The sequence below is a fragment of the Planctomycetota bacterium genome (assembly GCA_039819165.1).
Classification (GTDB): domain Bacteria; phylum Planctomycetota; class Phycisphaerae; order Phycisphaerales; family UBA1924; genus JAHCJI01.
In genome coordinates this window covers 72,683-94,529 of sequence record JBCBSM010000001.1, presented here as the reverse complement: position 1 = coordinate 94,529, position 21,847 = coordinate 72,683, and the positions used below count along the sequence as shown (strand labels likewise).

The following is a 21,847-nucleotide window of genomic DNA, read 5'->3' as shown; positions in this document are numbered from 1 at the left end:
CCAAAGCGATCCCCTCGATTGCAACCACGCCGGCTCTCTGTTCGCTCGCCAGAGCGGACGGTTGGCCCATGGGGCTACGACGGAGAGCGCCGTACCCGGATCAACGCCCAACGGAGTAATCGCACCCCTCGGCCAGTCCACGTTCGTGTTTGGTGTTCTCGCGGAGGACGAGGGTTCGGCATTATGCGAGGTACGTCCCCATGCGCGCACAAGCCCGCTTCGATTTGATGGCCGTCGTTTTTTCGTCTGGATTGCTCGCCGCCGGGAACGTCGCGGCCACCGGCGTTGCGTCGGCCCAGGGTGCGGACGTCGCCCAGGACGCGGGCGCTGCGCACCAATCGCTGGCGGACTCGGAGCGGAACGCTCGCAGCATCTACGCTCGCGTCGCGTCGGCCGTTGTGCGCGTCCGCTACAACGATGCTAGCAACGGCCTGGTCCTGTCCCACGGCGTCCTAGTCTCCTCTACCGGTGAACTGCTGGTAAGCGGGCCGGTGCCAGCGGGCGAGATAGAGGTTCGATTGGCCGACGGCCGACCGGTACGGGCGGCTCGCCTGCACTGGTCCAAGGATCGCGGCTACGGGCTGGCACGTCTCGCGGAGCCGGGGCCATGGCCCCACGTTTCCGTTGGCGGCTCGGCGCCACTCGTGGCCGGGCAGCCGCTGCTCGTCCTGCGCCATCCCCTCAACAAGAGCGGCGAGCATCTCGACCGCCCCCTCCCGAGCATCGAGTTCGTGGACGGCGCAGCCGCGGGCCATTGGTTCGTCACGAACGGCGTGTTCCTCGGCTCGTACTTGAGGCCCGTGGCGTTCGATCTGAGCGGCCGGCTCGTGGGCCTTGCGTCGTTCTCTTCGGGACAGCGGGATTTCGGGTGGGGATTTGCCAGCACAACGGATATCGAGTCCACGCTGAACACGCTCCGGGACGGCAAGAGGGTCGATCTTGGGCCAATCGAGAACGACCAGCCGCGCGACGCCAAAGAACCCCCACCGATCTCGGAGGAGGCCAAGAAGCGGGCCACCGCCGCGTCCGTCCGCATTCGGCGCACGCAGGCATCCGAGCAATCGTGGCAGAACCAGATGAGGGTCAGCGGAACGGTCATCCGCCGCGACGGGCTCATCGCAACCTGTGCGCACCACTTCTTCATGCCGGGGACGGCGGTCACGGTGTCGTTCCCCGACGGCCGCGATCTGGCTGGCGAAGTCTTGGGACTTCAGTTTCCTACCGACGTCGGCCTGGTGCAGCTCCGACCCGAGGACGGGCCCTTCGAGTACGTCGAAACGGGCAACACGGCGCAGTCACGGCCGGGAGACCACTGCTTCGCCCTCGGCTTCGGGGGACTGCCGCTCTCGGAGCACGACCCGAGCATGCACGAGGGACGCATCGCGCATGGGAACGAGCGCGCATCGTTCTCGGTGTTCTCGTCAACGCCGATGGTGGGCGGTGATAGCGGCGGAGGATTGTTCGATTCCCGGGGGCGGCTGATCGGCATCCACATCCGGCATTCGGACGATGCGTCGGAACACACGCGGATCGAGCTGATCGAGCGGCTCTCTAAGGGGTTGCGGGCGAGCTTCCGGGAAAGATCGACGCCACACGCCCACGCCATCGAAGCCGCGTTGGACAAGGCCTCGGCCGAGGCCTTGGGAGCCGTCGTCTCGATCCTGGCAGAAGATGAGCCCGTCGCGCTCGGCACGCTCGTCGGGCCACGCCTGCTGGTCACCAAGGCGAGCACGCTGCCTGCGGCCCCACGCTGCCGGCTGCCCGACGGCCGGGAGGTCGCCGCACGCGTCCTGGTGCGCATCCGCGGCCACGACCTTGCCGTGCTGCGGATCGACGACCAGGTCCCATCCTTCTTGAAACTTGAGGATGCTCGCTACTCCGCAGTCGGATCCGTCGTCGGATCGCTAGTCGCGACCGCCACCGGCGATCCGAAGCCGGCCATCGGATGCATCGCGGTGCCGCAGCGATCGTACGACCGGGAACGGGGCTTCCTTCGGGTTCACCTCGAAGATGGTCTGCACGGCCCACGCGTCACCGAGGTTGTCGAATTTTCGCCATTCGACGGCGTCCAGGATCTGGCATCGGGGATGCTGGAGACCGGCGACATAATCCAGGGCCTCGAGGGACGACCCACGCCGACCGCGAAGTCCTGCTGGGCCCTGTTGTCGGACTCCAACGACGATCTGGATGTGAACGCCGGGGACACCGTCGCGCTGGACATCATCCGCGAGGGTCGAACGATGACCGTGCTGCAGCAACTCGCCCCGGCGTTCTATCCCCACCCCGCCGGCCAAAGCTTGCGGTACACCGGGTTTCGCGATGCATTCGGGATCATGACGAGTTCCAACGCATCGCTCTGCGGAGGACCCGTCGTCGACCGGGAGGGACGCCTCCTCGGCATCGCCATCGCGTGGCATCGGCCCGGCTGGTTGCTGGTCCTGCCCGCGGACGTCGTCAAGCAAGTCGTTGACATGGCGAATCCACACGATCCGTGACGGCTTGTACAATGCAGGGGACAGCATTGCCGCGCCCGCATGCGCCGTGGTCATAGTCGACGGCGTCGTGTATCCAGAACCAGCAAGCTGGCCACCAACGAGCGTTCAAGAGTGCAGTCTCTATGTACGTGTGGCTGGAACGGATCGAACCGCATATTCGTCGACGGCAGTTTTGCCTGGCTCCGCCGTAGTTCTGCAACCGGATGCGGTGCTGCCTGTAGCATGCCCCGAGCAGCGTGGCCGCGCGGAGCATGTCGCTCTCCAGGTCGCCGAGCACCCGGGGAGCACCATGTCAAACCCGCTTCGTATCGTTCTAGTGTGGGTCGTTCTGGCCTGTACGGCGGATCTTGCCGCTGCCCAGTTCCTGCTCGTCACCGATGGCGGCGCTGATACGGTCCGAAAATACGACCTCGACGGCACCTACCTGGGCGACGTGATCGACGCCGGCGCCGGCGGCGTGAACGATCCGCTGGGCATCGCTATCAGCCCCGCGGGCGATCTCCTGGTCTCCGGAGATCTCAGCCGCAAGGTGCACCGCTACGACCTCGGGACCGGCGTGCCACTCGGCGACTTTGCGGCCCATCCGACCATGGTCGGACCCGCCGGGCTGGCGATCCACGACGGACGGCTGTATGTCTCCGATGGTCGGAGCGGCACCGTGTTCCGCTTCGACGCCGAGACGGGCGATTACATCGATGACTTCATCACCGGAATGGCCGTCCCCGAGGCGGTGCTCTTCGCGCCCTCGGGCGACGTCATCGTGGGCGACTGGCTGCGTAACGAATATCGCGTCTTCGACGGCGGCTCCGGGACGGCGAAGTCGACGCTGGTCACCGGCGACGGCCTGAACCGTCCGTGGGGCGCCGCGATTTCCGGCGATGGCGATTCGATTCTCACCGTCAACTTCGGAAGCAACACGCTGACCGAGCACGCCATCGACACGGGCGACATGATTCGCACCGTCGATCTCCGCAACGGAGGCGCACCAATGAACGGCCCCGTGGACTGGGTGACGCTCGACGATGGCACGCACGTCGTATCGAGTGCACTCAACGGCACGCTGCTCCGATACGACGAGGCCTGGGGTTACATCGGCGTGTTCGCCGAGGGCGACGCCGTTCGTTCCGATGCCATGGTGCTCGTCCCGGCACCGGGCACGCCCTGCCGCGCCGATGTCGACGGCGACGGCGAACTCACGCTGTTCGATTTCCTGGCGTTCCAGAACGCATTTGATGCGGGTGACCTCGCCGCCGACTTCGACGACGACGGCATGCTGACGCTGTTCGATTTCTTGGCGTTCCAGAATGAGTTCGATGCCGGCTGCGTGTAGCGCATGCCGACCTAGATCGTGCCCGATGCCGGCGGGACATGGCCCCGCATCGGCCACGCCGCTAGATCCGCGATGGCACGGCGTACGAGGCATCGGAAGGCTTCGGACGCTACGGCAGGTCCGGGCGGCCGCTCGGAAGCCTCGCGGATGAGCGTGGCGATCGACTCGGGTGCATCGCTGGCGATCGTCCGCATGCTGAATCGCGCGAAGTTCCGCTCGGCGATGGGCTCGGTCCCCAGCAGATCGACCGAGTAGTGCCGCTCGTCGACGCGGATGGCGTCGAAGAGGTCCTCAACGGTCGCGCGCTCGCCCTCGAGCACCTGCACGAATCGCTCCCTGCCGAACCACAGGCAGCCGGTCACCCCCAGGCGGTAGTTCTTGGCCATCGCGGGGAGCACGATGCCATCGATGACGTCGTCGTCGGTGACGCCGGTCGCCCGGTGGCTGACGTAGGTGAGATGGAAGAGCGGACGCGTGGGCGGCATGCTCGTCCTCCGGTACTGGCCGGCCAAGGCCAGAGGATCCTACCGCTCCGCCGACGCCAAGGCCCGACCGGAGGTCCGATTGTCTGGCCGCAGGCCCGCCGGTTACCCCCGCGACGGATTGCGGAACATGCGGCCGTGGCCCGGGATGATCCAGTCGGCCTCGCGCAGGATCATGTCGCGATGGACCTCCATCGCCTCGGCGTCCTCGGCGAGCGGATCGACCTCGGGCTGCATCTGCTCGTTCCACCACAGGTGGGTGATGGCGTAGGTGCCGTCGGAGGCCTCGATGAGCAGGCTGGCGTCCTCGTGCGTGTGGCCGGGCGTGCGGACGACGCGGACGCCGGGCGCGATCTCGAAGTGGTCCGGATGGTCCTCCCAGAGATCATCCTGGTAGACGCCCCAGAAATCGACGACGGCGGCCCGGGGGAACATCGCTGCGTTGAGCGTGTGGTCGGGGTGGTGGTGGCTGATAAAGACATGCGTGACGTCGCGCGGCAGGATGCCCTCCGCCCGCAGCGCATCGACGATGATCGCGCGGTCGGCCACCATGCCAGGATCCGCGACGATCACCGCGCCCGCGGCCTCGATGAGCACGACCGTGCTCGCGACTCGGCGGGCGCCGTCGTCGCTTCCGGGGATGGGGTTGCGGCCCTCGATCGGCTCGACGTAGCCGTGCGCGAGCACCACGACCCGCGGGAAGGAGTCCGGCGCCGTGCCGGCCACCGTGGGCCCCGCACACCCCGAAGCAAGGGCCAGCAACGGGACGATCAGAAGGCCCAGCAGCACGAGTCGTTGTGCGTTCATGCGCAGCTCCAGAGGGCGGCGGGTTTGGGATGCCACCGGCGGCATCTCGCCGAGCAGCGTACGGCCCCGGCATGCACCCGGGTGGCCTCGAGTGTCTAGCCCGCGGCCTCGACGATGCGACGCAGCCGGTCGCGGAGAATCTCGCCCCCGGCCTCGGCCTCCAGCCGCTCGAAGGTGCCCGCGACCCGAGTGGCCGCCCAGCACCAGCGGTGCTCGAGCCTATTGATCCGCGGCAGAGACCGCGTGCGGATCAGGACGTTGGGCCGCCTCGCGAGCATGAACAGGTAGAAGCTCATCGTCTGCAGAAGGCGGTGCCGCAGGCGGTCGGCCTCGAAATCCAGCGACGAACCCACCGACACGAGCTGCGCGAAGCGATCCGACAGCCGGCCAAACCGCGGCTGCACGACCCGGCTCTGTTCGTGCCACAGCAGCCGCATGTTGCCCGCGTGGATGAACCGCTGCGCCCGGCGGGCATCGTCGTCCCGCAGCCGGCGGCCGCGCTCGATCAGTTCGAAGCCTCGGAGCATCGGCCGATCCTCCTCCGAGGTGATGAGTTTGCGGACCCGCTCGAAGCCCTCGGCGGTGCCCCGGTAGGCGGCGTGGGCCCAGAAGATGTCGCGGAAGATGGCGTTGTTGGTCTGGCGGATGAGCTCGACGTCCTCCATCGCCACGCCGAGCCATCGACGCGCACGGGCGTTCGTGCTCGCTTGGTCGCCGCCGGCCTCCTTGGGCTCGATCTCATCGCGGACGGCCCCGGCGGCGGTCGTCTTGAGCTTGAAGGGAATAAGCAGCAACCGGGCGTGGTACGACGCAAAGGCGGCCATGCCCGCCCACTTGAACAGGCGTGGCTGGTCGAGGTACATCCATGCGTACGCGGCGGAGATCTCGAGGTTGCGGTGGAAGACGCAGGGCTGGTCGGACAGCAGGAACTCGGCGGCGTCCCGCCATTCGGCCGCCGAGCGTGCGGCGCGGGCGGCCTCGGTGAACCGCGCGACACGCACCGCATGCGCATCGGGCGTGCCGCCGCAGGCAGTAGTCGTTTCGAGCGGTGCGGACGGCTCCTCCACCGCTTAGTATACAAACGGGCGGGTTGCCGCTAGGACCCCCGCCGCATCGAGGGCCCGGACCGGGCTCGGGAAGGGAATAGCCATGGCCACGACGCAAGAGCCCATGCCCGCCAAGATCGTGCGGTGGATCACGAAGATCCTCGTCGTCGCGATCTTCAGCGTGACCGGCTGGCTGCCCAAGCTGGTGCTCCGCGAGCAGAGCCAGCCGCTGGTCGAGGCTCTCGAGGGCTATGGGGGCCAGGCCGCGGTGTACGGCATCGCGGCCGCCGAGATCGTTGCCATCGTGCTGCTGCTGATCCCCCGGACGGCGATCGCCGGCGCGGGGCTGGCCGCCGTGATGATGGTCGGCGCCATCGGCAGCCACGTCGTCGGTCCGGTCGGGCTGGAGGGCGACTTCTTCGGCGTGTTCATCGCCGCGTGCATCGCATTGATCGCCAGCGTGGTCACCGGCGTGCTCGAGCTGAAGAAGGGTCGCCGCGGCGCGGCATGATCGGGTCGCCGCGGCATTGATCGCGATGGCCATACGCGGGTCGCGATAGCCAAAGACAGATGCATCAGGCCGTTGCGCAATCTCTGGTCGACCGCCTCTCCGCCTTCCCGATGCGGCTGGACGCGCTCGTCTCGGGGCTCCCCGATGCCGACTGGCGCTGGCGGCCCGATCCGAAGTCCTGGGCGATCGTGGAGGTCGTCGGCCATCTGCTGCACGAAGAGCGCGTCGACTTCCGCCATCGCCTGCGGCTGACGCTCGAATCGCCCGGCGAGCCATGGCCGCCCATCGACCCCGAGGCGTCGGTCCGCGAGGAGCGGTACATCGAGGCCGACCCCGCGGATCTCTTGTCGGGCCTCGAGCGCGAACGCCGGGACAGCATCGCCTGGCTGCGGTCAATCGCGGCGCCCGACTGGGACGTTGCCTACGTCCATCCGAGGGGCGACCTGCGGGCGGGCGACCTGCTGGCCTCGTGGACCGACCACGACCTGCTGCACGCGCGGCAGATCGTCAAGCGGCTGCACCAGATCGTGCTCCGCGACGCGGCCGGCTACGACTGCCGCTACGCCGGCGAATGGACCGCATAACCCGCGGGAATCGGGACTTCACGAACCGGAGCGGCGTCGGCGGCCCGGCCGGCAGGCTGTATCATCGCGGTGCATGGCACGGCGCACGACAACGAAGCTGTGGAACAAGTGGAGCCGCACGCTGCACCGCTGGGGCTCGATCGCCATCGCGCTCCCGTTGCTGCTGGTGATCGCCTCTGGCGTGCTGCTGCAGGTCAAGAAGCAGTCCGACTGGGTGCAGCCGCCGACGGCGCGTGGCAGCTCGCCGAACCCGGAGATCTCCTTCGACGCCATCCTCGCGGCCGCCCGCACCGTAGAGGAGGCCGGCATCGCCACCTGGGAGGACGTCGATCGCCTGGACGTGCGGCCGGGCAAGGGCATCGTGAAGGTGCGGGCCAACTCGCGCTGGGAGGTCCAGATCGACACCGCAACGGGCGAGGTGCTGCAGTCGGCCTACCGGCGATCGGACCTCATCGAGAGCCTGCACGACGGGGCGTTCTTCGGCGACTGGGCCAAGCTCGCGGTCTTCCTGCCGAGCGGGCTAGTGCTGCTGGCGCTCTGGCTCACGGGCATCTACCTGTGGTGGCTGCCCATCGGCGCCCGCCGCCGCGGCCGCCGAACCCGGGCCGCCCGCGGCGTTCCGCCGGCGTCGTAGCCAGCTCCGAGATCCGCGGCTACCGACGAGGCAAGCCGTCGATCCACGCGATCATGTCCGCCCAGGGATCGGGGCCCCAGACGTCGGCGTTGAAGCCGGCGTGCATCGCGGGCTCGTCGCCCACGATGGTGTGGCGGGCGATGATGGTCCGCGTATCGACGCGGACGATCACGACGTCGTAGGCGATGCGGAAGGCCGTGCCGCCATCCATCCCATCACCCCCGCCGGCGGTGCCCACGGACATCTGCCAGCGGCGGTAGAGCACGGCCGTGCGGACCTCGTCGGGATTGACCGTCCGCAGTTCGTCGGGCAACTGCGACCACAGGTCGTGCTCGACGACGCCGGTCTCGCGGTCGGCCAGCACGATGCGTCCCAGGAGTGCCGGCTCATCCGTGATCGCCTCGGTGAGGGCATCCTCGGCGATCAGCGGATCGACGACGACGGACAGCCCGTCGACCGCCTGCACCTCCGCGGCGTGGGCCTGCACGGCGCCGACGACCGTCTTGGTCGCCAGCGCGAGGATGCCCAGGCCGAGCACGACGCACACGAGGCAGGCAATCTTCACGAAGCCGCGGCAACGGACGTCGCGGCCGATCCCTTCGCGCATCGCCGGCCCCCTGGAGCGGGACGGTGCGGCCGCCCCGTTGCACAGGGCATCGGTAGTCCGGCCGGGCGAGATGACGAGGACCCGGACGACCCGGATTGCCCGCGGCGCCTCGCACTCCCGGCCCGCACGACTCGCGCAGGTGGACTCGCGGCCGGGGCGGAGGCGCTGGGGTTACCGGGCCCGGCCCTCGTCCTCGTCGCCGCCGGCCTCGTCCTCCTCGTCGGCGTAGAGCTCGGCGAGGAACTCCTCGGTGGCGAAGGCGCCTCCGGGCACGGTCGGGTCGCCGTGCACGACGAGGTTGCGGCCGACCCGCGAGTCGCCGTGGGACATCACGACGCGGTAGGCGCCTGGCGGCACGAGCGGGCCGCGCCGGAAGCGGCCCTGCTGGCCCGCCGGCGGCTCGCGGCGGAGGTCCCACGACACGCGGTGCAGCCCGGGCTCGGTGCTCGGCACCGAGAGCTCGCGGACGAGCCTGCCGCCCACGTCGTACACCGTGAGCTCGAGGTCCCGCTGCGCCCGTCCGAGCGAGTAGAAGATCTGAGCGCTCGAGCCGGGGTTCTGGCCGGCGAACCAGCGGCTGGCGCCGCGGCCCCGCGAGCCCGTGAGCCGCCAGCGGATCACGTCGTTGGGCTCGTACAGCCAGGCCGGCTCGTCGCTCCGCTCGGCGCTGAACTGCCGCAGCGGCGTGACGTCCAGAGCCCAGATGCTGCGGCCGTGCGTGGCGACGATGACCTCGCCGCTGGTGACGTGCTGGGCAACCTCGTGGATCGCCACCGTCGGCAGGTTGCTGTTGAGCTTGGTCCAGCTCCGGCCGCGATCGATCGAGACCCAGAGCGCGAACTCGGTGCCCAGGTAGAGCAGGTCGGGATTCTCGAGGTCTTCACGGATCACGCGGGTCGTGCCGTCGGGCAGGTTGGCCCGCAGCGAGCGCCAGGTCTTGCCGGCGTCCTCGCTGGCGAAGACGTGCGGCGCGTCGTCGTCGTAGTAGTGGCCATCGAGGGTGACGTAGACGCGGTTGGTCTCGAACCTCGACCACTCGATGCTGCTGACGCGCCGCGGGCCGGGCACCAAGCTCGCCAGCGTGGGGCCCTCCGGCTGCTCCGTCGCTTCGCCGCCGGCCCGCGTGGCTTTGAAGGGCGCGGCGAAGCCGACGTCGGTCGCCTCGACGGTGCCGGTGATGGCTCCCTCCGCGAGCGTGCCGGTGACGACCACGCGGCCGATCTGCCCGCTCACTTCGAAGCGGAAGCGGCCGGTGTCCGCATCGAAGCTGCCGCCCTCGGTGTCCGCGTCGAGGTTCGTCGACCGGATGGAGACGCGGAGTGCGCCCTCCTCCAGGTCCTTGAAGTCGAGAGTGAACGGATCGCCGCCGGCGGCCTCGCCCTGCAGCTCGGCGATCCACTCGCCGTCGATGGGTCCCTGGGGCGTCTCGGGCTGGGCGACGTCGTCCGAGCCCGCCTCGGGCACCAGGCGGCGCTCGGCCCGTCGCTCGGCATCGGCTCCGCCCTCCTGGCGGAGCCGGCCGGCGGCCTGCTCGATCTCCTTCGCGTCGATCACGTCGTCGTCGTTGGCGTCGAGCCGATCGAACATCCGCTGCATCCGCTCGGGCATCTCGCTCCGCTGGATCCTGCCGTCGTCGTTGGCGTCGACGCGCTCGAGCAGCTGCGCGAGCCGGCCCGCACGCTGGCCACGCTGGCCCTCGGCGGGCTCCGCGGCTTCGCCCTCCGATTCGTCCGCAGACTCTTCGGAGCCCTCTTCGTCGCCCTCGTTCTCCTCGGCGAAGGCAGTCTCGTCGTAGGGGAACAGGATGTTCTGCCAGTTCTCGCCGCCGTCGCGGGTGACCCAGAGGGCGCCGTCGTCGGTGCCGACCATCAGCAGGTCGGCGTCCCGCGGCGACTCGTCGAAGGCCGTCGCGGCGCCGCGACGCGTGCGGGTGATCTCGGGCGAGATGACCTTGGGGTCGTCGCCCTTGTGGAAAGACCGGAAGACCACGTTGCCCGCGGTGTAGTAGATCTTGGGGTTGTGATGGCTGAGCATGTGCGGCGTCTGCCAGTTCCAGCGGTACCGCGTGCCCCGGGGCGCCCGTGGCCGCAGGCCCCGCCGCTCGCCGGTGAGCAAGTGCACGCGGGCCAGCCCGCCGTTCTGGCTCGAGTAGTAGATCTGGTTCGGATCATCGGCGTCGACGCGGCAGATGAATCCGTCGCCGCCGCCCACGCGGAACCAGTCGGTGTTGTACGTGCCCTCGGACGTCCGCGTGCGGTTGGGGCCGCCCCAGGAGCCGTTGTCCTGCAGCCCGCCGTAGACGTTGTACAGCGGCTGGTTGTCGACGGTGACGTGGTAGAACTGGCCGATGGCGGCGTGGTCGAGGTGGTCCCAGTTCAGGCCGCGGTCGTAGGTGACGTAGATGCCGCCGTCGTTGCCGAGGATGATGTGCTCGCCGTCGTCGGGGTTGATCCACAGGGCGTGGTGGTCGACGTGGACGACGCCCGGCGCGCCGTTGCGGGACCAGCTCTCGCCGCCGTCCTCGCTCTTGGCCAGCCGAATGCCCAGCACCCACTGGTAGTCATCGTCGCTGGGGTCGACGTAGACCTTGCTGAAGTACATGGGCCTGGGGTTGATGCTGTTGAGCCTGGTCCAGGTCTTGCCCGCATCGGTCGACTTGTAGAGGCCGCCGGTGTCGACGCCCTCGTCGCCCTGCAGGTGGTGCACGTCCTCCCGCTGGCCGCCCAGATCGCTCGTGAAGGGCGTCTCGTTGGGCTCGGGCGGCTCGCCGAAGGTGATGTCGAACTCCATGAGCTCGCCATCACGGACGACCTCGACGACCGCGTCGGTGCCGGCCTCGCGGATGCGGATGGCCGACAGTAGCGTGTCGTACGAGACGATCCGCTCGTCGTCGATGCCGACGACAATGTCGCCGACCTCGAGGCCCGCCTCGGCGGCGGGGCCATCGTCGGTGATGGAGGTCAACCGGGCGCCGGCCTCGGCATCCCTCCCGCTCATGCCCATGAAGCCGGGGTTGGCGATGCCGCCGCCGATCTTGACGCTATCCACGAGCGCGTAGACGTCATCGGGGTTGCTGCGGGACCAGCTGAGGCCCATGCGGCCCATGTCCACCGATGGCAGGCCGTCGGTGATCTCCTCGAAGGTGTCGCCGCCGTCGTCGGTGCGGTACAGCCCGCTGCCGGGGCCCCACCGCTTGGCGGGGTCGTTGGTGTCGAACTCGTCGCGCTGCCGCTCCCACATCGCCACCAGGATGACGTCGGGGTCCTCGGGGTGCATCGCCATGTCGATGACGCCGGTGGTGTCGTCGACGTAGAGGATCTTCTCCCAGCTATCGCCGCCGTCGGTGGTGCGGAACAGGCCGCGCTGCTCGTTGGTGCCCCACAGCCGGCCCATCGCGCCGACGTACACGATGTCGTGGTCCTCGGGGTGGATGATGACCTTGCCGACCTGGAAGGTCTCCTCCAGGCCCTTGTGCTCCCAGGTCGCGCCGCCGTCGGTCGACTTGTAGACGCCGTCGCCGAACGAGACCGAGTTGCGGGGGTTCTGCTCGCCGGTGCCGACCCAGACGAGATCGGGATCGGTCGCGGCCACGTCCATGTCGCCGATCGAGACCGTGTTCTGGTCGTCGAACTGGTGCTCGAATGTCGTGCCGTTGTTGACCGTCTTGAGGATGCCGCCCGACGCGGTCGCGGCATACCAGATGCTGGGGTCGTCCTCGTAGACCGCCAGGTCGACAATGCGGCCGCCCATGTTCGCCGGGCCGATGGACCGCCAGCGGAGCTGCTCGACCCAGCTGTCCCGGAGCGTCGGCTCGGGCTGGCTCGCATCCGGGCCCGTATCCCGTCCGGCGTCCTGGGCCGGCGTCGGCACGGCCGTCGCGAGCAGCAACGGCGCGGCTAGCGCCACGAGTATCCTGCGACTTCCCCTCATCGAAATCACCCCACTCTTCCCGATTGCTCGTCTCTGGATGCGTCTCGTGGCGGCCGTGGTCCAATGGTCGCCACTCGGCGTGCCGATAACCCAAGCGTTGTTCGCCCGCGGCGTGCCCTGGTATATGCGGACGATCGGCAGATTGATACACGGATCGCAGCGAAGACCGGGCAGAATCGCGATCAGTCGTTCGCCGGCTCGGCGTCGTTCTCGAGAGTGCGGGCGCGGGCGAGGCCGCTCCACAAGACGCAGAGGTACATCGCCAGCAGGCACCAGCTCGCGCCGCCGATGGAACGCCAGCCGTCGAGCGCGGCCTCGAAGGTCTTGCCTCCGGGCGGCAGGTACAGGCCGGCGACGAAGATCACCAGTCCAGCCAGGGGCAGCGCGCGGGCGGCGTGGGTCTTCCCGTGCAGCAGCAGCACCGAGGCCGCCATCACCGCGGGCAGCGCGATGACCATGTGCCGCCCGTCGGTCTGGGGGCTGAACGCCAGCGTCGCGACGATGACGCCCGACCACTCCAGCAGCACCAACGCCCGGCGGCGGGGGATGGCCTCGTCGCCCCGGCCGCCGCGATCCCGCAGCACGGGCAGGCCCTTCGCGGCGTAGAACGACCAGCAGACCGCCGTCACTGCAAGCGCTACGCCGCCCACGCCGAGCAGCAACCAGAGCGTCGCGTGGTCCGATCCCTCGACCAGCCGGGCCGTGGCGCTGGTCACCGAGACGCTGCGATCCCAGGTGAGGGCGTTGGGGTTCGTCACGGTCGCGTCGGCGTCGGCCAGGCCCACGACCTCGCCCAGTGCGCCCAGGGACGAGCCGAGATACGCCAGGTTGCGCTGCCAGCCGAAGACCAGGGCGGTGGAGAGCGACACCATCAGGGTGCCGCCCACGAAGGCGGCGCTCGCCCCCCACCGCCGCCGCAGCAATAGGTAGGGCAGGAACATCACCGCGAGGTACTTGACGTTCATGACGACGCCGAAGGCGACGCCGCACAGCAGCGGCGCGCGGCCGACCCACCGCAGCGCCAGCACCAGCCCGAGCAGGATGAGCAGGTCGGTCTGGCCCATCGCGAGGGCGGACTTGGCCTTGTCGAAGACCACGGCGCTGCCCAGCAGCGCGGCGCTGGCGACCGTGAACGTGGATCGCGGCAGCCCGAAGCGGCGGAGCGCCTCGTCGGCCATGAGCCACGCCGCGGCGGCGAGCATCACGCCGTTGACGATCGCCCACACGGCTCCGGCCTGGCCCAGCGAGAGCCACGTGAGCGGCACGAAGGCCGTCGCGAGCATCGGCGGGTATAGGTAGCCCCCGACCCCCGACGCGTAGATGTCGGCGCCCTCCCGCACGGCCTCGGCCGCCTGGTAGAACACGTGGAAGTCGCCCTGCTTGCCCCGCAGGAAGGACGACGCCGTCTTGAACGCCAGCCACAGCATCAGCCCCGCGAAGAGGACGATCGGCACGAACGGGTGGCGGAGTGGCTTGGGCAGCGGCATCGCGTCTCCACGGGTGGCGGAACCCACAGGATATCGCGACGCCGGACCCGCGATCCCGGCTGGGGCCGGCGTCCGACGCCGCCGATACCATGCCCCGTGATGAATCCACCGCAGGCGGCGCGGCCCGCGAAGCCGCAGGACCAGCGCAGGCTGAAGGCGATCGAGCCCGTGCAGGCGGCGCTCGAGAGCGATCGCGTCGCCGAGGGGTGGCAGCACGGGCAGGCGGCCCTCCGGCGGTACCCGTCCGATCCCCAGCTGCACCTGATGATGGCGGCGCTGGCCGAGCGGATGGGCGCCGAGGACCGCGCCCGCCACCACGCCGAGCAGGCGATGAAGCAGGGACCCAACGCTGGTGCGCTCGTGGCGTTGTCGCGCATCGAGCGTCGCGCGGGCAACACCGACCGCGCCCTGCACCTGATCGACGACGCGCTCAAGATGGTGCCGGGCGACCTGCCCCTGCTCATGCACCGCGTGGGCACGCTGGAGGAAGCCGGTCGGCTGGACGAGGCCCGCGCCGTCATCGATCCGATGATCGAACGGCTCGAGGCCGAGGGCCGGCCGCTGCCCCCCCACCTGCGGTACGAGCTGGCCAAGCTGCTCATCCACGAGAAGGACTACCAGCGGGCGGTCGAGGTCGTCGATGCGTTCGCCGCCGACGCCGCCACGCCCCGCACGCTGTCGTGCCTTGGGTACTACCTGCGGGCCAAGGCCCAGGATCGCTCGGGCGACTACGCCGCGGCGTTCGGATCGGCCACGATCGCCAACGACAAGGGCCGCGAGGCCTGGGACCCGGCGGCCTACGAGCAGCAGGTCACGCGGGTGATCGAGACGTGGACCGCGGAGAACATGGCCGACTTCCCGCTGTCGACCTGCCAGAGCGAGGTGCCGATCTTCGTCGCGGGCATGCCCCGCTCGGGCACGAGCTTGATCGACCAGATCATCGACGCCCACCCGCGGGCGGCGGGCGTGGGCGAGCTGTCGTCGATCGAGCGGTTCGCGGCGCAGCTCGACGCCGCGTACAACGCCGACGCCGCGCCCGCCAAGCGTTTCGGCAGCATCAACCGCTTCCGCTGGACGCGGGTGGCCGACGACTACGTCAAGGAGCTCGGCACGCTGGCGCCGGGCGCGGATCGCGTGGTCAACAAGGCGATGGGCAACAACCGGCTGGTCGGGCTGCTGGCGCGGCTGTTCCCTAGGACGCGGATCATCCACGCGATGCGAGACCCGCGGGACGTGGCGATCTCGTGCTACATGGGCGCGTTCAACAACGTCGCGCTGCCCTGGACCACGCGGCTGGACTGGGTCGCCCACGCCTGGGAGCAGTCCGAGCGGATGATGGCCCACTGGGCGCAGACACTGGACATCCCGATCCTAGACCTGCGATACGAGGACCTCGTGAGCGATCCCGGCACGCAGTTCCCGAGGCTCATCGAGTTCATCGGCCTGGAGTGGGACGACGCCTGCCGCGAGTTCTACAAGAGCCGCCGCACCGTTCGCACGCTCAGCTACGACCAGGTCAACCGGCCGCTGTACACCACGTCGGCCGGGCGGCACGCGAACTACGCCGAGCAGATCGCGGGGGTCGACTTCCCCGAGTACCCCGCTGCATGACCGCGGGCGGCGCAACGGGGATCGCCGGCTAGCATCCGCCCGCATGCCGACCTCGACCGTCGAAGACTACGTCAAGGCGATCTACCTGCTGCAGCGGGATGCGCCGACGGGCGAGGCCACCGTCGTCCGCCTCGCCGCGACCCTGGGCGTGACTAAGGGCAGCGTGACGGCCATGGTCCGCAAGCTCCGCGAAGCGAAGCTCGCGGACGCCGAGCGGTACGGCGGCATCCGGCTGACGGCCAGGGGCCGCAAGCTGGCGATCGACATGATCCGCCGGCACCGGCTCATCGAGGTCTTCCTCGTCGAGACGCTGGGCTTCGATTGGGCCGAGGTGCACGAGGAGGCCGAGCGGCTGGAGCACGCCCTCTCCGCAAAGGTGCTGGACCGCCTGGACGCCTTCCTGGACCATCCCTCGATCGACCCGCACGGCGACCCAATACCCGACGCCGACGGCCGGCTGGTCGAGGACCGGTCCACACCCCTCTCGCAGTTGCACGCGGGGGATCGGGGCGTGGTCGCCCGCATCGTCGACCAAGACCCCGATTTTCTGGGATTCGCGGCGAAGCACGGCCTGCGGCCCGGCACCCGGATCGGCGTGGTCGAGGTCGTACCAGAGGCCGGGTCGATGAGCGTCAAGGCGATGCGGCGATCGCCCGTCAGCCTGTCGTTTGAGGCGGCCGAGAAGATCCACGTCGATCCCGTCGGCTAGCCGGTCGCTACCGACACGGCACGGCCGTCCAAGCCATGGTCGAGATTGTTTGACTAGACAAACTTTGAATGCTATGCTTGCCGTGGCCGATGATGGATGGCCCCCAACTCGGAGGACGCATGCAAGGCACCACGCTCCGCGCGCCGGCACGATCCCCGCTGCTCTGGTTGCTCCCGATCCTCGGGCTGCTGCTGGGCTGCGGCGAGGGCGCGACGACCGCCACACCCGCGTCGGGACCCGCCGATAGCGGCGCAGCATCCGGCGGGGCGACCTACTCGATCGTCGCCACCACGGGCATGGTGGCCGACATCGTGCGGAACGTCGCGGGGGAGCGGGCGACGGTGACGGGCCTCATCGGTTCGGGCGTCGACCCCCACCTCTACAAGCCCACGCGGAGCGACGTGCAGCGGCTGCTGGGCGCCGACGCGATCTTCATCAACGGACTGCTGCTCGAGGGCAAGATGACCGACTCGCTGTTCCGCGCCGCCGAGGCGGGCAAGAAGGTCTTCCGCGTGACCGAACTGCTCGATGAGGCCTACCTGCTCGAGCCCGAGGGCTTCGAGGGCCACTACGACCCGCACGTGTGGATGGACCCGCTGGCGTGGTCCAAGGCGGTCGGCGTCGTGCGGGACAAGCTGACCGAATTCGATCCGCAGGGCGCGTCGGCGTACCGCGAGAACGCCGAGGCCTACGCCGCCCGGCTCGACGCGCTCGACGCCTACGCCGTCCGCGTGCTGGCGAGCGTTCCCGAGGAGCAGCGGGCGCTGGTCACGGCCCACGACGCCTTCAACTACTTCGGCCGCCGCTTCGGCTACGAGGTCGTGGGCATCCAGGGCATCTCGACGGATTCCGAAGCGGGCGTGCGGGACATCGAGCGTCTGGTCGACCTGCTCGTCGACCGCAAGATCGCCGCGGTGTTCGTCGAGTCGACGGTCTCGCAACGCAATGTTGAGGCGCTCATAGCCGGGGCCCGGGCGCGGGGGCACGAGGTCTCCATCGGCGGCACGCTGTTCAGCGACGCGATGGGCGATGCGGGCACCTACCGCGGCACCTACGTCGGCATGATCGACCACAACGTGACGACCATCGCCCGCGCACTGGGCGGCGAGGCGCCCGAGGGCGGCATGCAGGGCCGGCTCGCGGCGCCGGCTTCGCCCAGGTAGCGGCCATGCCGAGCGTCCTGCACCCCACGACGCGGGCGGCCACGGATCTGGCCGAGCGGCCCGAGCACTCGTCGGCGAGCCCGCTCTCGGTGCACGCGATGACGGTGGCCTACGACCGCAAGCCGGTGCTGTGGGACGTCGACTTCGATGCCGCCCCCAACCGGTTGATCGCCATCGTGGGCCCCAACGGCGCGGGCAAGAGCACGCTGATCAAGGCCTGCCTCGACCTCGTGCCACGCGCGTCGGGCCAGGTCGAGTTCTGGGGGGGGGCGTACCGCCGCGCGCGGTCCCGCGTGGGCTACGTGCCCCAGCGGGAGAGCGTGGACTGGGACTTCCCGGTGTCGGCCCTCGACGTGGTGTGCATGGGCCGATACCGAAGGATCGGCTGGTGCCGTCCGGTGACCCGGAGCCACAAGGACGCGGCACTGGAGTGCCTGGAACGCGTCGGCATGCGGGACTACGCGCGGCGGCAGATCAGCCAGCTCTCGGGCGGGCAGCAGCAGCGGGTGTTCCTGGCGCGCGCCCTGGCGCAGGAAGCCGACCTCTACTTCATGGACGAGCCCTTCGCGGGCGTCGATGCGGCCACCGAGCGGGCCATCGTCGGCGTGCTCCGCGAGTTGCAGCGGGCCGGCAAGACCGTCGTCGCCGTGCACCACGACCTGCAGACCGTGCCCGAGTACTTCGACGACGTGATGCTGCTGAACATGCGGATCGTGGCCGCGGGCCCGGTGCCGGAGGTCTTCACCCCGGAGAACCTACAGCGGACCTACGGCGGCCGGCTGACGCTGCTGTCCGAGGCCGCCGAGGCCGTCGCCCGCGCGGCCGCGGGGCGGCGCTAGGCCGTGCGCCCCCCCGGGCTGACGCAACCGGGCAACGCGGTCGGCCTGGCCGAGATCGTCGACACGCTCACGTTCCGGGCGGGCTTCAACACGAGCGTGGTGGTCGCGGGCACCTCCCTGCTCGGGCTGGCGGCAGGCGTCGTCGGCGTCTTCGCGCTGCTGCGCAAGCGGGCGCTGGTTGCCGATGCGATCAGCCACGCGACGCTGCCGGGCATCGCCGCCGCCTTCCTGCTCGCCGGCGCGATCGGGCTCGATGGCCGCACGCTGCCGCTGCTGCTCGTGGGCGCGGCGGCTACCGGCGTGCTTGGGGTCGCGTGCATCCAGCTGATCCTGCGGCACACACGGCTGCGCGAGGACGCGGCGATCGGCATTGTGCTGAGCGTCTTCTTCGGCGCGGGCGTCGTGCTGCTCAGCTACATCCAGGCCAACGCGGCCACCGGCGCCGCGGGGCTCGACGCGCTGATCTACGGCCAGGCGGCGACGATGCAGCCCGGCGACGTGCTGGCGATGGCGGGCATCGCCGCGGCGGCCATCCTGGCCACGCTGCTGCTCTTCAAGGAGTTCAAGCTCGCCTGCTTCAACGACGCCTTCGCCCGCGTCGACGGCTGGCCCGTGGGCCTGCTCGATCTGCTGATGATGGGCCTGGTCGTGCTCGTCACCGTCGCGGGGCTGCGGGCGGTCGGACTCATCCTCGTCGTCGCGATGCTGATCATCCCGCCCGTGGCCGCCCGCTTCTGGACCGAGCGGCTGTGGCTGCTGGTGGTCCTCGCGGGCGCCTTCGGAGCGGCGAGCGGCTACCTGGGGTCCGTGGTCTCCGCGTTGCTCCCCCGCAAGCCCGCGGGCGCGGTCATCGTGCTGGCCGCGGGCGGGATCTTCGCGATCAGCTTCCTGGCCGCGCCGGCCAGGGGCGTCGTCGCCGCTCTGATCCGCCGCGTCCGACTCCGCGTGCGGATCGCCGGCGACCACCTGCTCGAGCTCGCGCACGAGCGCGGCGCCCGCGAGCTATCCGCCGCCGAGGTCGGACGCCTGGCCGAGCGGCGACGCTGGTCGCCCGCGCTGCGGCTGCTGGTGCTTTTGGCGCTGCGGCTCCGCGGCGACGCCAACACCGCGAGCGGCGTCGTGAAGCCGTCGCCCGCGGGCCTCGCCCGGGGCGCCCGCGTGGCCCGCAACCACGCGCTCTGGGAGCAGTACCTGATCAGCCACGCCGACATCGCGCCCAGCCACGTCGATTGGTCGGTCGATCAGGTGGAGCACGCGCTCTCCGAGGATCTGGTGCGGCGGCTGGAGGCCGAACTGGCCGCCCGCGGCGTCGCCGTGCCCTCGGCCGGGGGTGCCGCGCCGTGATGGTGCCACTCGCAACAACAACGAACGTCGGCGGCTGGATGCACCAGCCCAGCGAGGCGCTGCGCACGCTGCTCGCGCTCGACCTGTTCCCGCTGCTCGCCGGCGTGCTGGCCTGCGTGAGCTGCGGCGTGCTCGGCAACTTCCTGGTGTTGCGGCGGCTGAGCCTGATGGGCGACGCCATCAGCCACAGCGTCCTGCCCGGGCTCGTCGTCGCGTTCCTGCTGGCCGGCACGAGCAGCCCGCTGGCGATGCTCGCCGGCGCGACCATCGCGGGCATCGCCACGGTCGTGCTGGTCGAAGCGGTCAAGAAGCTCGGACGCATCGAGCCCGGGGCGGCCATGGGCGTGGTCTTCAGCGTGCTCTTCGCGCTGGGCGTGCTGCTCATCGAGCGGGCCGCCGCCCGCAACCTGCACCTCGATGCCGACTGCGTGTTGCACGGCCAGCTGGAGTACCTCGCCTGGTACTCGGCCCCCGACACGCTCGCGGCGCTGGTCAGCTGGTCGACGCTGGGCGAGATCCCCCGGCAGGTGGTCGTGCTGGCGATCACGGCGGCCGTAGCGATCGCGTTCGTCGTGGTGTTGTTCAAGGAGCTGCGGATCGCCGCCTTCGATGCCGCCCTCGCAACCTCGCAGGGCTTCCACGCCACGGCGCTGCACTACGCGCTGATGGTGCTGGTGGCGGCGGCAACCGTCGCCAGCTTCGAGGCCGTCGGCTCCATCCTGGTCATCGCGATGCTGGTGTGCCCCGCCGCCACCGCGCGGCTGCTGACCAATCGGCTCGCGACGCAGATCGCCTGGAGCGTCGCGATCGCGATCGCGTCGGCCGTCGGCGGCTACGTGGGGTCGAGCGCGATCCCCGCGGCGTTCGGCCTGGATGCCGTCAACGCCGCCGGCGGGATGACCGTGGCGGCCGGCGGACTGCTGGTGACCGCGATCGTCGCGGCGCCGCGGCACGGCGTGGTCTCTAGGCTGGTGCAGCGGCGGCGGGTCGCGCTGCGGGTCGCCCTGGACGATGCGCTCGCGGCCCTCTATCGCAACGCCGAAGCTGGCCGCGACGCGATAGCGGAGCGCGAACTCGCCTCTGCTCTGCCGGCCCGCCGGATCGCCGGCGCGCTGCGCGTTGCGACGCGCGCGGGCATGGTCGAGCGGCGCGGCGATGCCCTCCGACTCACGCCCGAGGGCACCACGCGGGCGTCCGCCCTCGTCCGCCGGCACCGCCTCTGGGAGAGCTACCTGGTCGACCAGGCCGGCTACGCGCCCGACCACGTCCACGATCCCGCGGAGCAGCTCGAGCACCTCGACATGCCCCCGCCCGCTGGGCCGAGTGTGGACCCCCACGGCCGGCGGATTCCGGGCCCTCGCGGGCCCAGCTGAGCCCGCGCGGTATCCGTTCCAGCCCGCGATGTGCTGACATTCAGTGTCTTCGGTGTTCACTAGGGCGGCAGGAGGCCCTGTTCGGTGATTCCCGGCCGCCAATACTGGATCTCCGTCGATTCTTGACTCTTCGTCGAAATGTGACCATAATTCGGTATGGCTACCGTTGCTCGCCGTCAACGCGAGAAGATCGCCCGCGAGAAGCTCATCCTCGATACGGCCCGACGGATGCTCGCCGAGAGCGGCTACCTGGGCCTGAACATGGACCGGCTGGCCGAGACCATCGAGTACTCCAAGGGCACGGTGTACCAGCACTTCAGCTCGAAGGAGGACCTCATCGCCGCGCTGTGCAACGACACGGCGCTGGCGCGGGCGGAGATGTTCCGCCAGGCGGCGGCCTACGACGGCCGGACGCGGGAGCGGATCCTCGCCATCGGCGTCGCCGATGCCATCTTCATCCGCCGATTCCCGGACCACTTCGCGGTGGAGAGCATCCTGGATCTCCGCTCGATCGCCGACAAGATCAGCCAGGAGCGCCGCGACGCGTGGACGCACACCAAGTCGGCGATGATGGACGTGCTGACCGGCATCGTGCGGGACGCCATCGAGACCGGCGATCTGGATCTGCCGCCCGAGTTGCCGCTGTGCGCGCCGCTCTACGGATTGTGGACGCAGTCGATCGGGCACTACCGCATCGCGTCGACCGAGCCGATGCCGCCCTTCGAGGGCATCGACCTGCACCCCGTGCTGTGGCGCAACTACAACGCGATGCTCGACGGCTACGGATGGCGGCCGCTCGCCGCTGAGTGGGACTACCGCGCGTCGGCCGCGCGCATCTGCGAGGCGGTGTTCGACGAACGCCTGCCCGAGGGGCTGGCGTGATGCCGCGGGCTGC

General features: G+C 70.0%; 18 protein-coding genes. 12 read left to right on the top strand and 6 right to left on the bottom strand.

Features of this window, described 5'->3' with window-relative positions:
• Positions 1 to 200 precede the first annotated feature (200 nt).
• Both AAFX79_00345 and AAFX79_00340 read left to right on the top strand, forming a co-directional pair.
• Positions 201 to 2,495 carry a trypsin-like peptidase domain-containing protein gene (locus AAFX79_00345; GenBank protein ID MEO1006998.1) on the top strand — a complete coding sequence of 765 codons (2,295 nt, stop codon included), beginning with the start codon at positions 201 to 203 and terminating at the stop codon, positions 2,493 to 2,495.
• Between the two features lie 4 nt (positions 2,496 to 2,499).
• Positions 2,500 to 3,825, top strand: a complete 1,326-nt coding sequence (locus tag AAFX79_00340) for a GC-type dockerin domain-anchored protein (GenBank protein ID MEO1006997.1) — start codon at positions 2,500 to 2,502, stop codon at positions 3,823 to 3,825.
• Between the two features lie 11 nt (positions 3,826 to 3,836).
• Here AAFX79_00340 and AAFX79_00335 read toward each other — a convergent pair whose 3' ends face one another.
• From AAFX79_00335 to AAFX79_00325, 3 genes are all read right to left on the bottom strand, one after another.
• Positions 3,837 to 4,310 (bottom strand): BLUF domain-containing protein, encoded by a 474-nt coding sequence (locus tag AAFX79_00335; GenBank protein MEO1006996.1) that lies wholly within the window; start codon positions 4,308 to 4,310, stop codon positions 3,837 to 3,839.
• A gap of 102 nt (positions 4,311 to 4,412) precedes the next feature.
• Positions 4,413 to 5,114: an MBL fold metallo-hydrolase gene (locus AAFX79_00330; protein MEO1006995.1), complete on the bottom strand. Its 702-nt coding sequence runs from the start codon at positions 5,112 to 5,114 to the stop codon at positions 4,413 to 4,415.
• A gap of 95 nt (positions 5,115 to 5,209) precedes the next feature.
• Entirely contained in the window at positions 5,210 to 6,181 is a 972-nt protein-coding gene (locus AAFX79_00325; GenBank protein MEO1006994.1) for a hypothetical protein, read from the bottom strand.
• Between the two features lie 82 nt (positions 6,182 to 6,263).
• On the opposite strand from AAFX79_00325, the gene AAFX79_00320 reads away from it, so the two are divergent.
• The 3 genes from AAFX79_00320 to AAFX79_00310 all read left to right on the top strand — a co-directional run bounded on the left by AAFX79_00320 (position 6,264) and on the right by AAFX79_00310 (position 7,889).
• Positions 6,264 to 6,671: a hypothetical protein gene (locus AAFX79_00320; protein ID MEO1006993.1), complete on the top strand. Its 408-nt coding sequence runs from the start codon at positions 6,264 to 6,266 to the stop codon at positions 6,669 to 6,671.
• 59 nt (positions 6,672 to 6,730) lie between these two features.
• Positions 6,731 to 7,255 (top strand): DinB family protein, encoded by a 525-nt coding sequence (locus AAFX79_00315; protein MEO1006992.1) that lies wholly within the window; start codon positions 6,731 to 6,733, stop codon positions 7,253 to 7,255.
• Positions 7,256 to 7,328: 73 nt separating this feature from the next.
• Positions 7,329 to 7,889: a PepSY-associated TM helix domain-containing protein gene (locus AAFX79_00310; GenBank protein MEO1006991.1), complete on the top strand. Its 561-nt coding sequence runs from the start codon at positions 7,329 to 7,331 to the stop codon at positions 7,887 to 7,889.
• Positions 7,890 to 7,908: 19 nt separating this feature from the next.
• Here the strand turns inward: AAFX79_00310 and AAFX79_00305 are convergent, their stop codons facing one another.
• The 3 genes from AAFX79_00305 to AAFX79_00295 form a co-directional block, all read right to left on the bottom strand.
• Positions 7,909 to 8,496: a hypothetical protein gene (locus AAFX79_00305; protein MEO1006990.1), complete on the bottom strand. Its 588-nt coding sequence runs from the start codon at positions 8,494 to 8,496 to the stop codon at positions 7,909 to 7,911.
• Positions 8,497 to 8,667: 171 nt separating this feature from the next.
• The gene (locus AAFX79_00300) at positions 8,668 to 12,402 is read right to left on the bottom strand and encodes a PDZ domain-containing protein (protein ID MEO1006989.1); all 3,735 of its coding nucleotides are present in this window, start codon (positions 12,400 to 12,402) and stop codon (positions 8,668 to 8,670) included.
• A 206-nt stretch (positions 12,403 to 12,608) separates the two neighbouring features.
• Positions 12,609 to 13,913, bottom strand: a complete 1,305-nt coding sequence (locus tag AAFX79_00295; GenBank protein MEO1006988.1) for a glycosyltransferase family 87 protein — start codon at positions 13,911 to 13,913, stop codon at positions 12,609 to 12,611.
• Between the two features lie 99 nt (positions 13,914 to 14,012).
• Here AAFX79_00295 and AAFX79_00290 point away from each other — a divergent pair, with 99 nt between their 5' ends.
• The 7 genes from AAFX79_00290 to AAFX79_00260 all read left to right on the top strand — a co-directional run bounded on the left by AAFX79_00290 (position 14,013) and on the right by AAFX79_00260 (position 21,834).
• Complete coding sequence (locus tag AAFX79_00290) at positions 14,013 to 15,524, top strand: sulfotransferase (protein ID MEO1006987.1); 1,512 nt, start codon at positions 14,013 to 14,015, stop codon at positions 15,522 to 15,524.
• A 43-nt stretch (positions 15,525 to 15,567) separates the two neighbouring features.
• A complete protein-coding gene (locus AAFX79_00285; GenBank protein ID MEO1006986.1) occupies positions 15,568 to 16,233 on the top strand; it encodes a metal-dependent transcriptional regulator in 666 nt (221 codons plus the stop codon).
• 119 nt (positions 16,234 to 16,352) lie between these two features.
• The gene (locus tag AAFX79_00280; GenBank protein ID MEO1006985.1) at positions 16,353 to 17,396 is read left to right on the top strand and encodes a zinc ABC transporter substrate-binding protein; all 1,044 of its coding nucleotides are present in this window, start codon (positions 16,353 to 16,355) and stop codon (positions 17,394 to 17,396) included.
• Positions 17,397 to 17,494: 98 nt separating this feature from the next.
• A complete protein-coding gene (locus AAFX79_00275; protein ID MEO1006984.1) occupies positions 17,495 to 18,235 on the top strand; it encodes a metal ABC transporter ATP-binding protein in 741 nt (246 codons plus the stop codon).
• 3 nt (positions 18,236 to 18,238) lie between these two features.
• The gene (locus AAFX79_00270) at positions 18,239 to 19,579 is read left to right on the top strand and encodes an iron chelate uptake ABC transporter family permease subunit (protein ID MEO1006983.1); all 1,341 of its coding nucleotides are present in this window, start codon (positions 18,239 to 18,241) and stop codon (positions 19,577 to 19,579) included.
• Complete coding sequence (locus AAFX79_00265; protein ID MEO1006982.1) at positions 19,579 to 20,952, top strand: metal ABC transporter permease; 1,374 nt, start codon at positions 19,579 to 19,581, stop codon at positions 20,950 to 20,952. The genes AAFX79_00270 and AAFX79_00265 overlap by 1 nt, the downstream gene beginning before the upstream one ends.
• A 156-nt stretch (positions 20,953 to 21,108) precedes the next feature.
• Entirely contained in the window at positions 21,109 to 21,834 is a 726-nt protein-coding gene (locus tag AAFX79_00260; protein ID MEO1006981.1) for a helix-turn-helix domain-containing protein, read from the top strand.
• Positions 21,835 to 21,847: the final 13 nt, after the last annotated feature.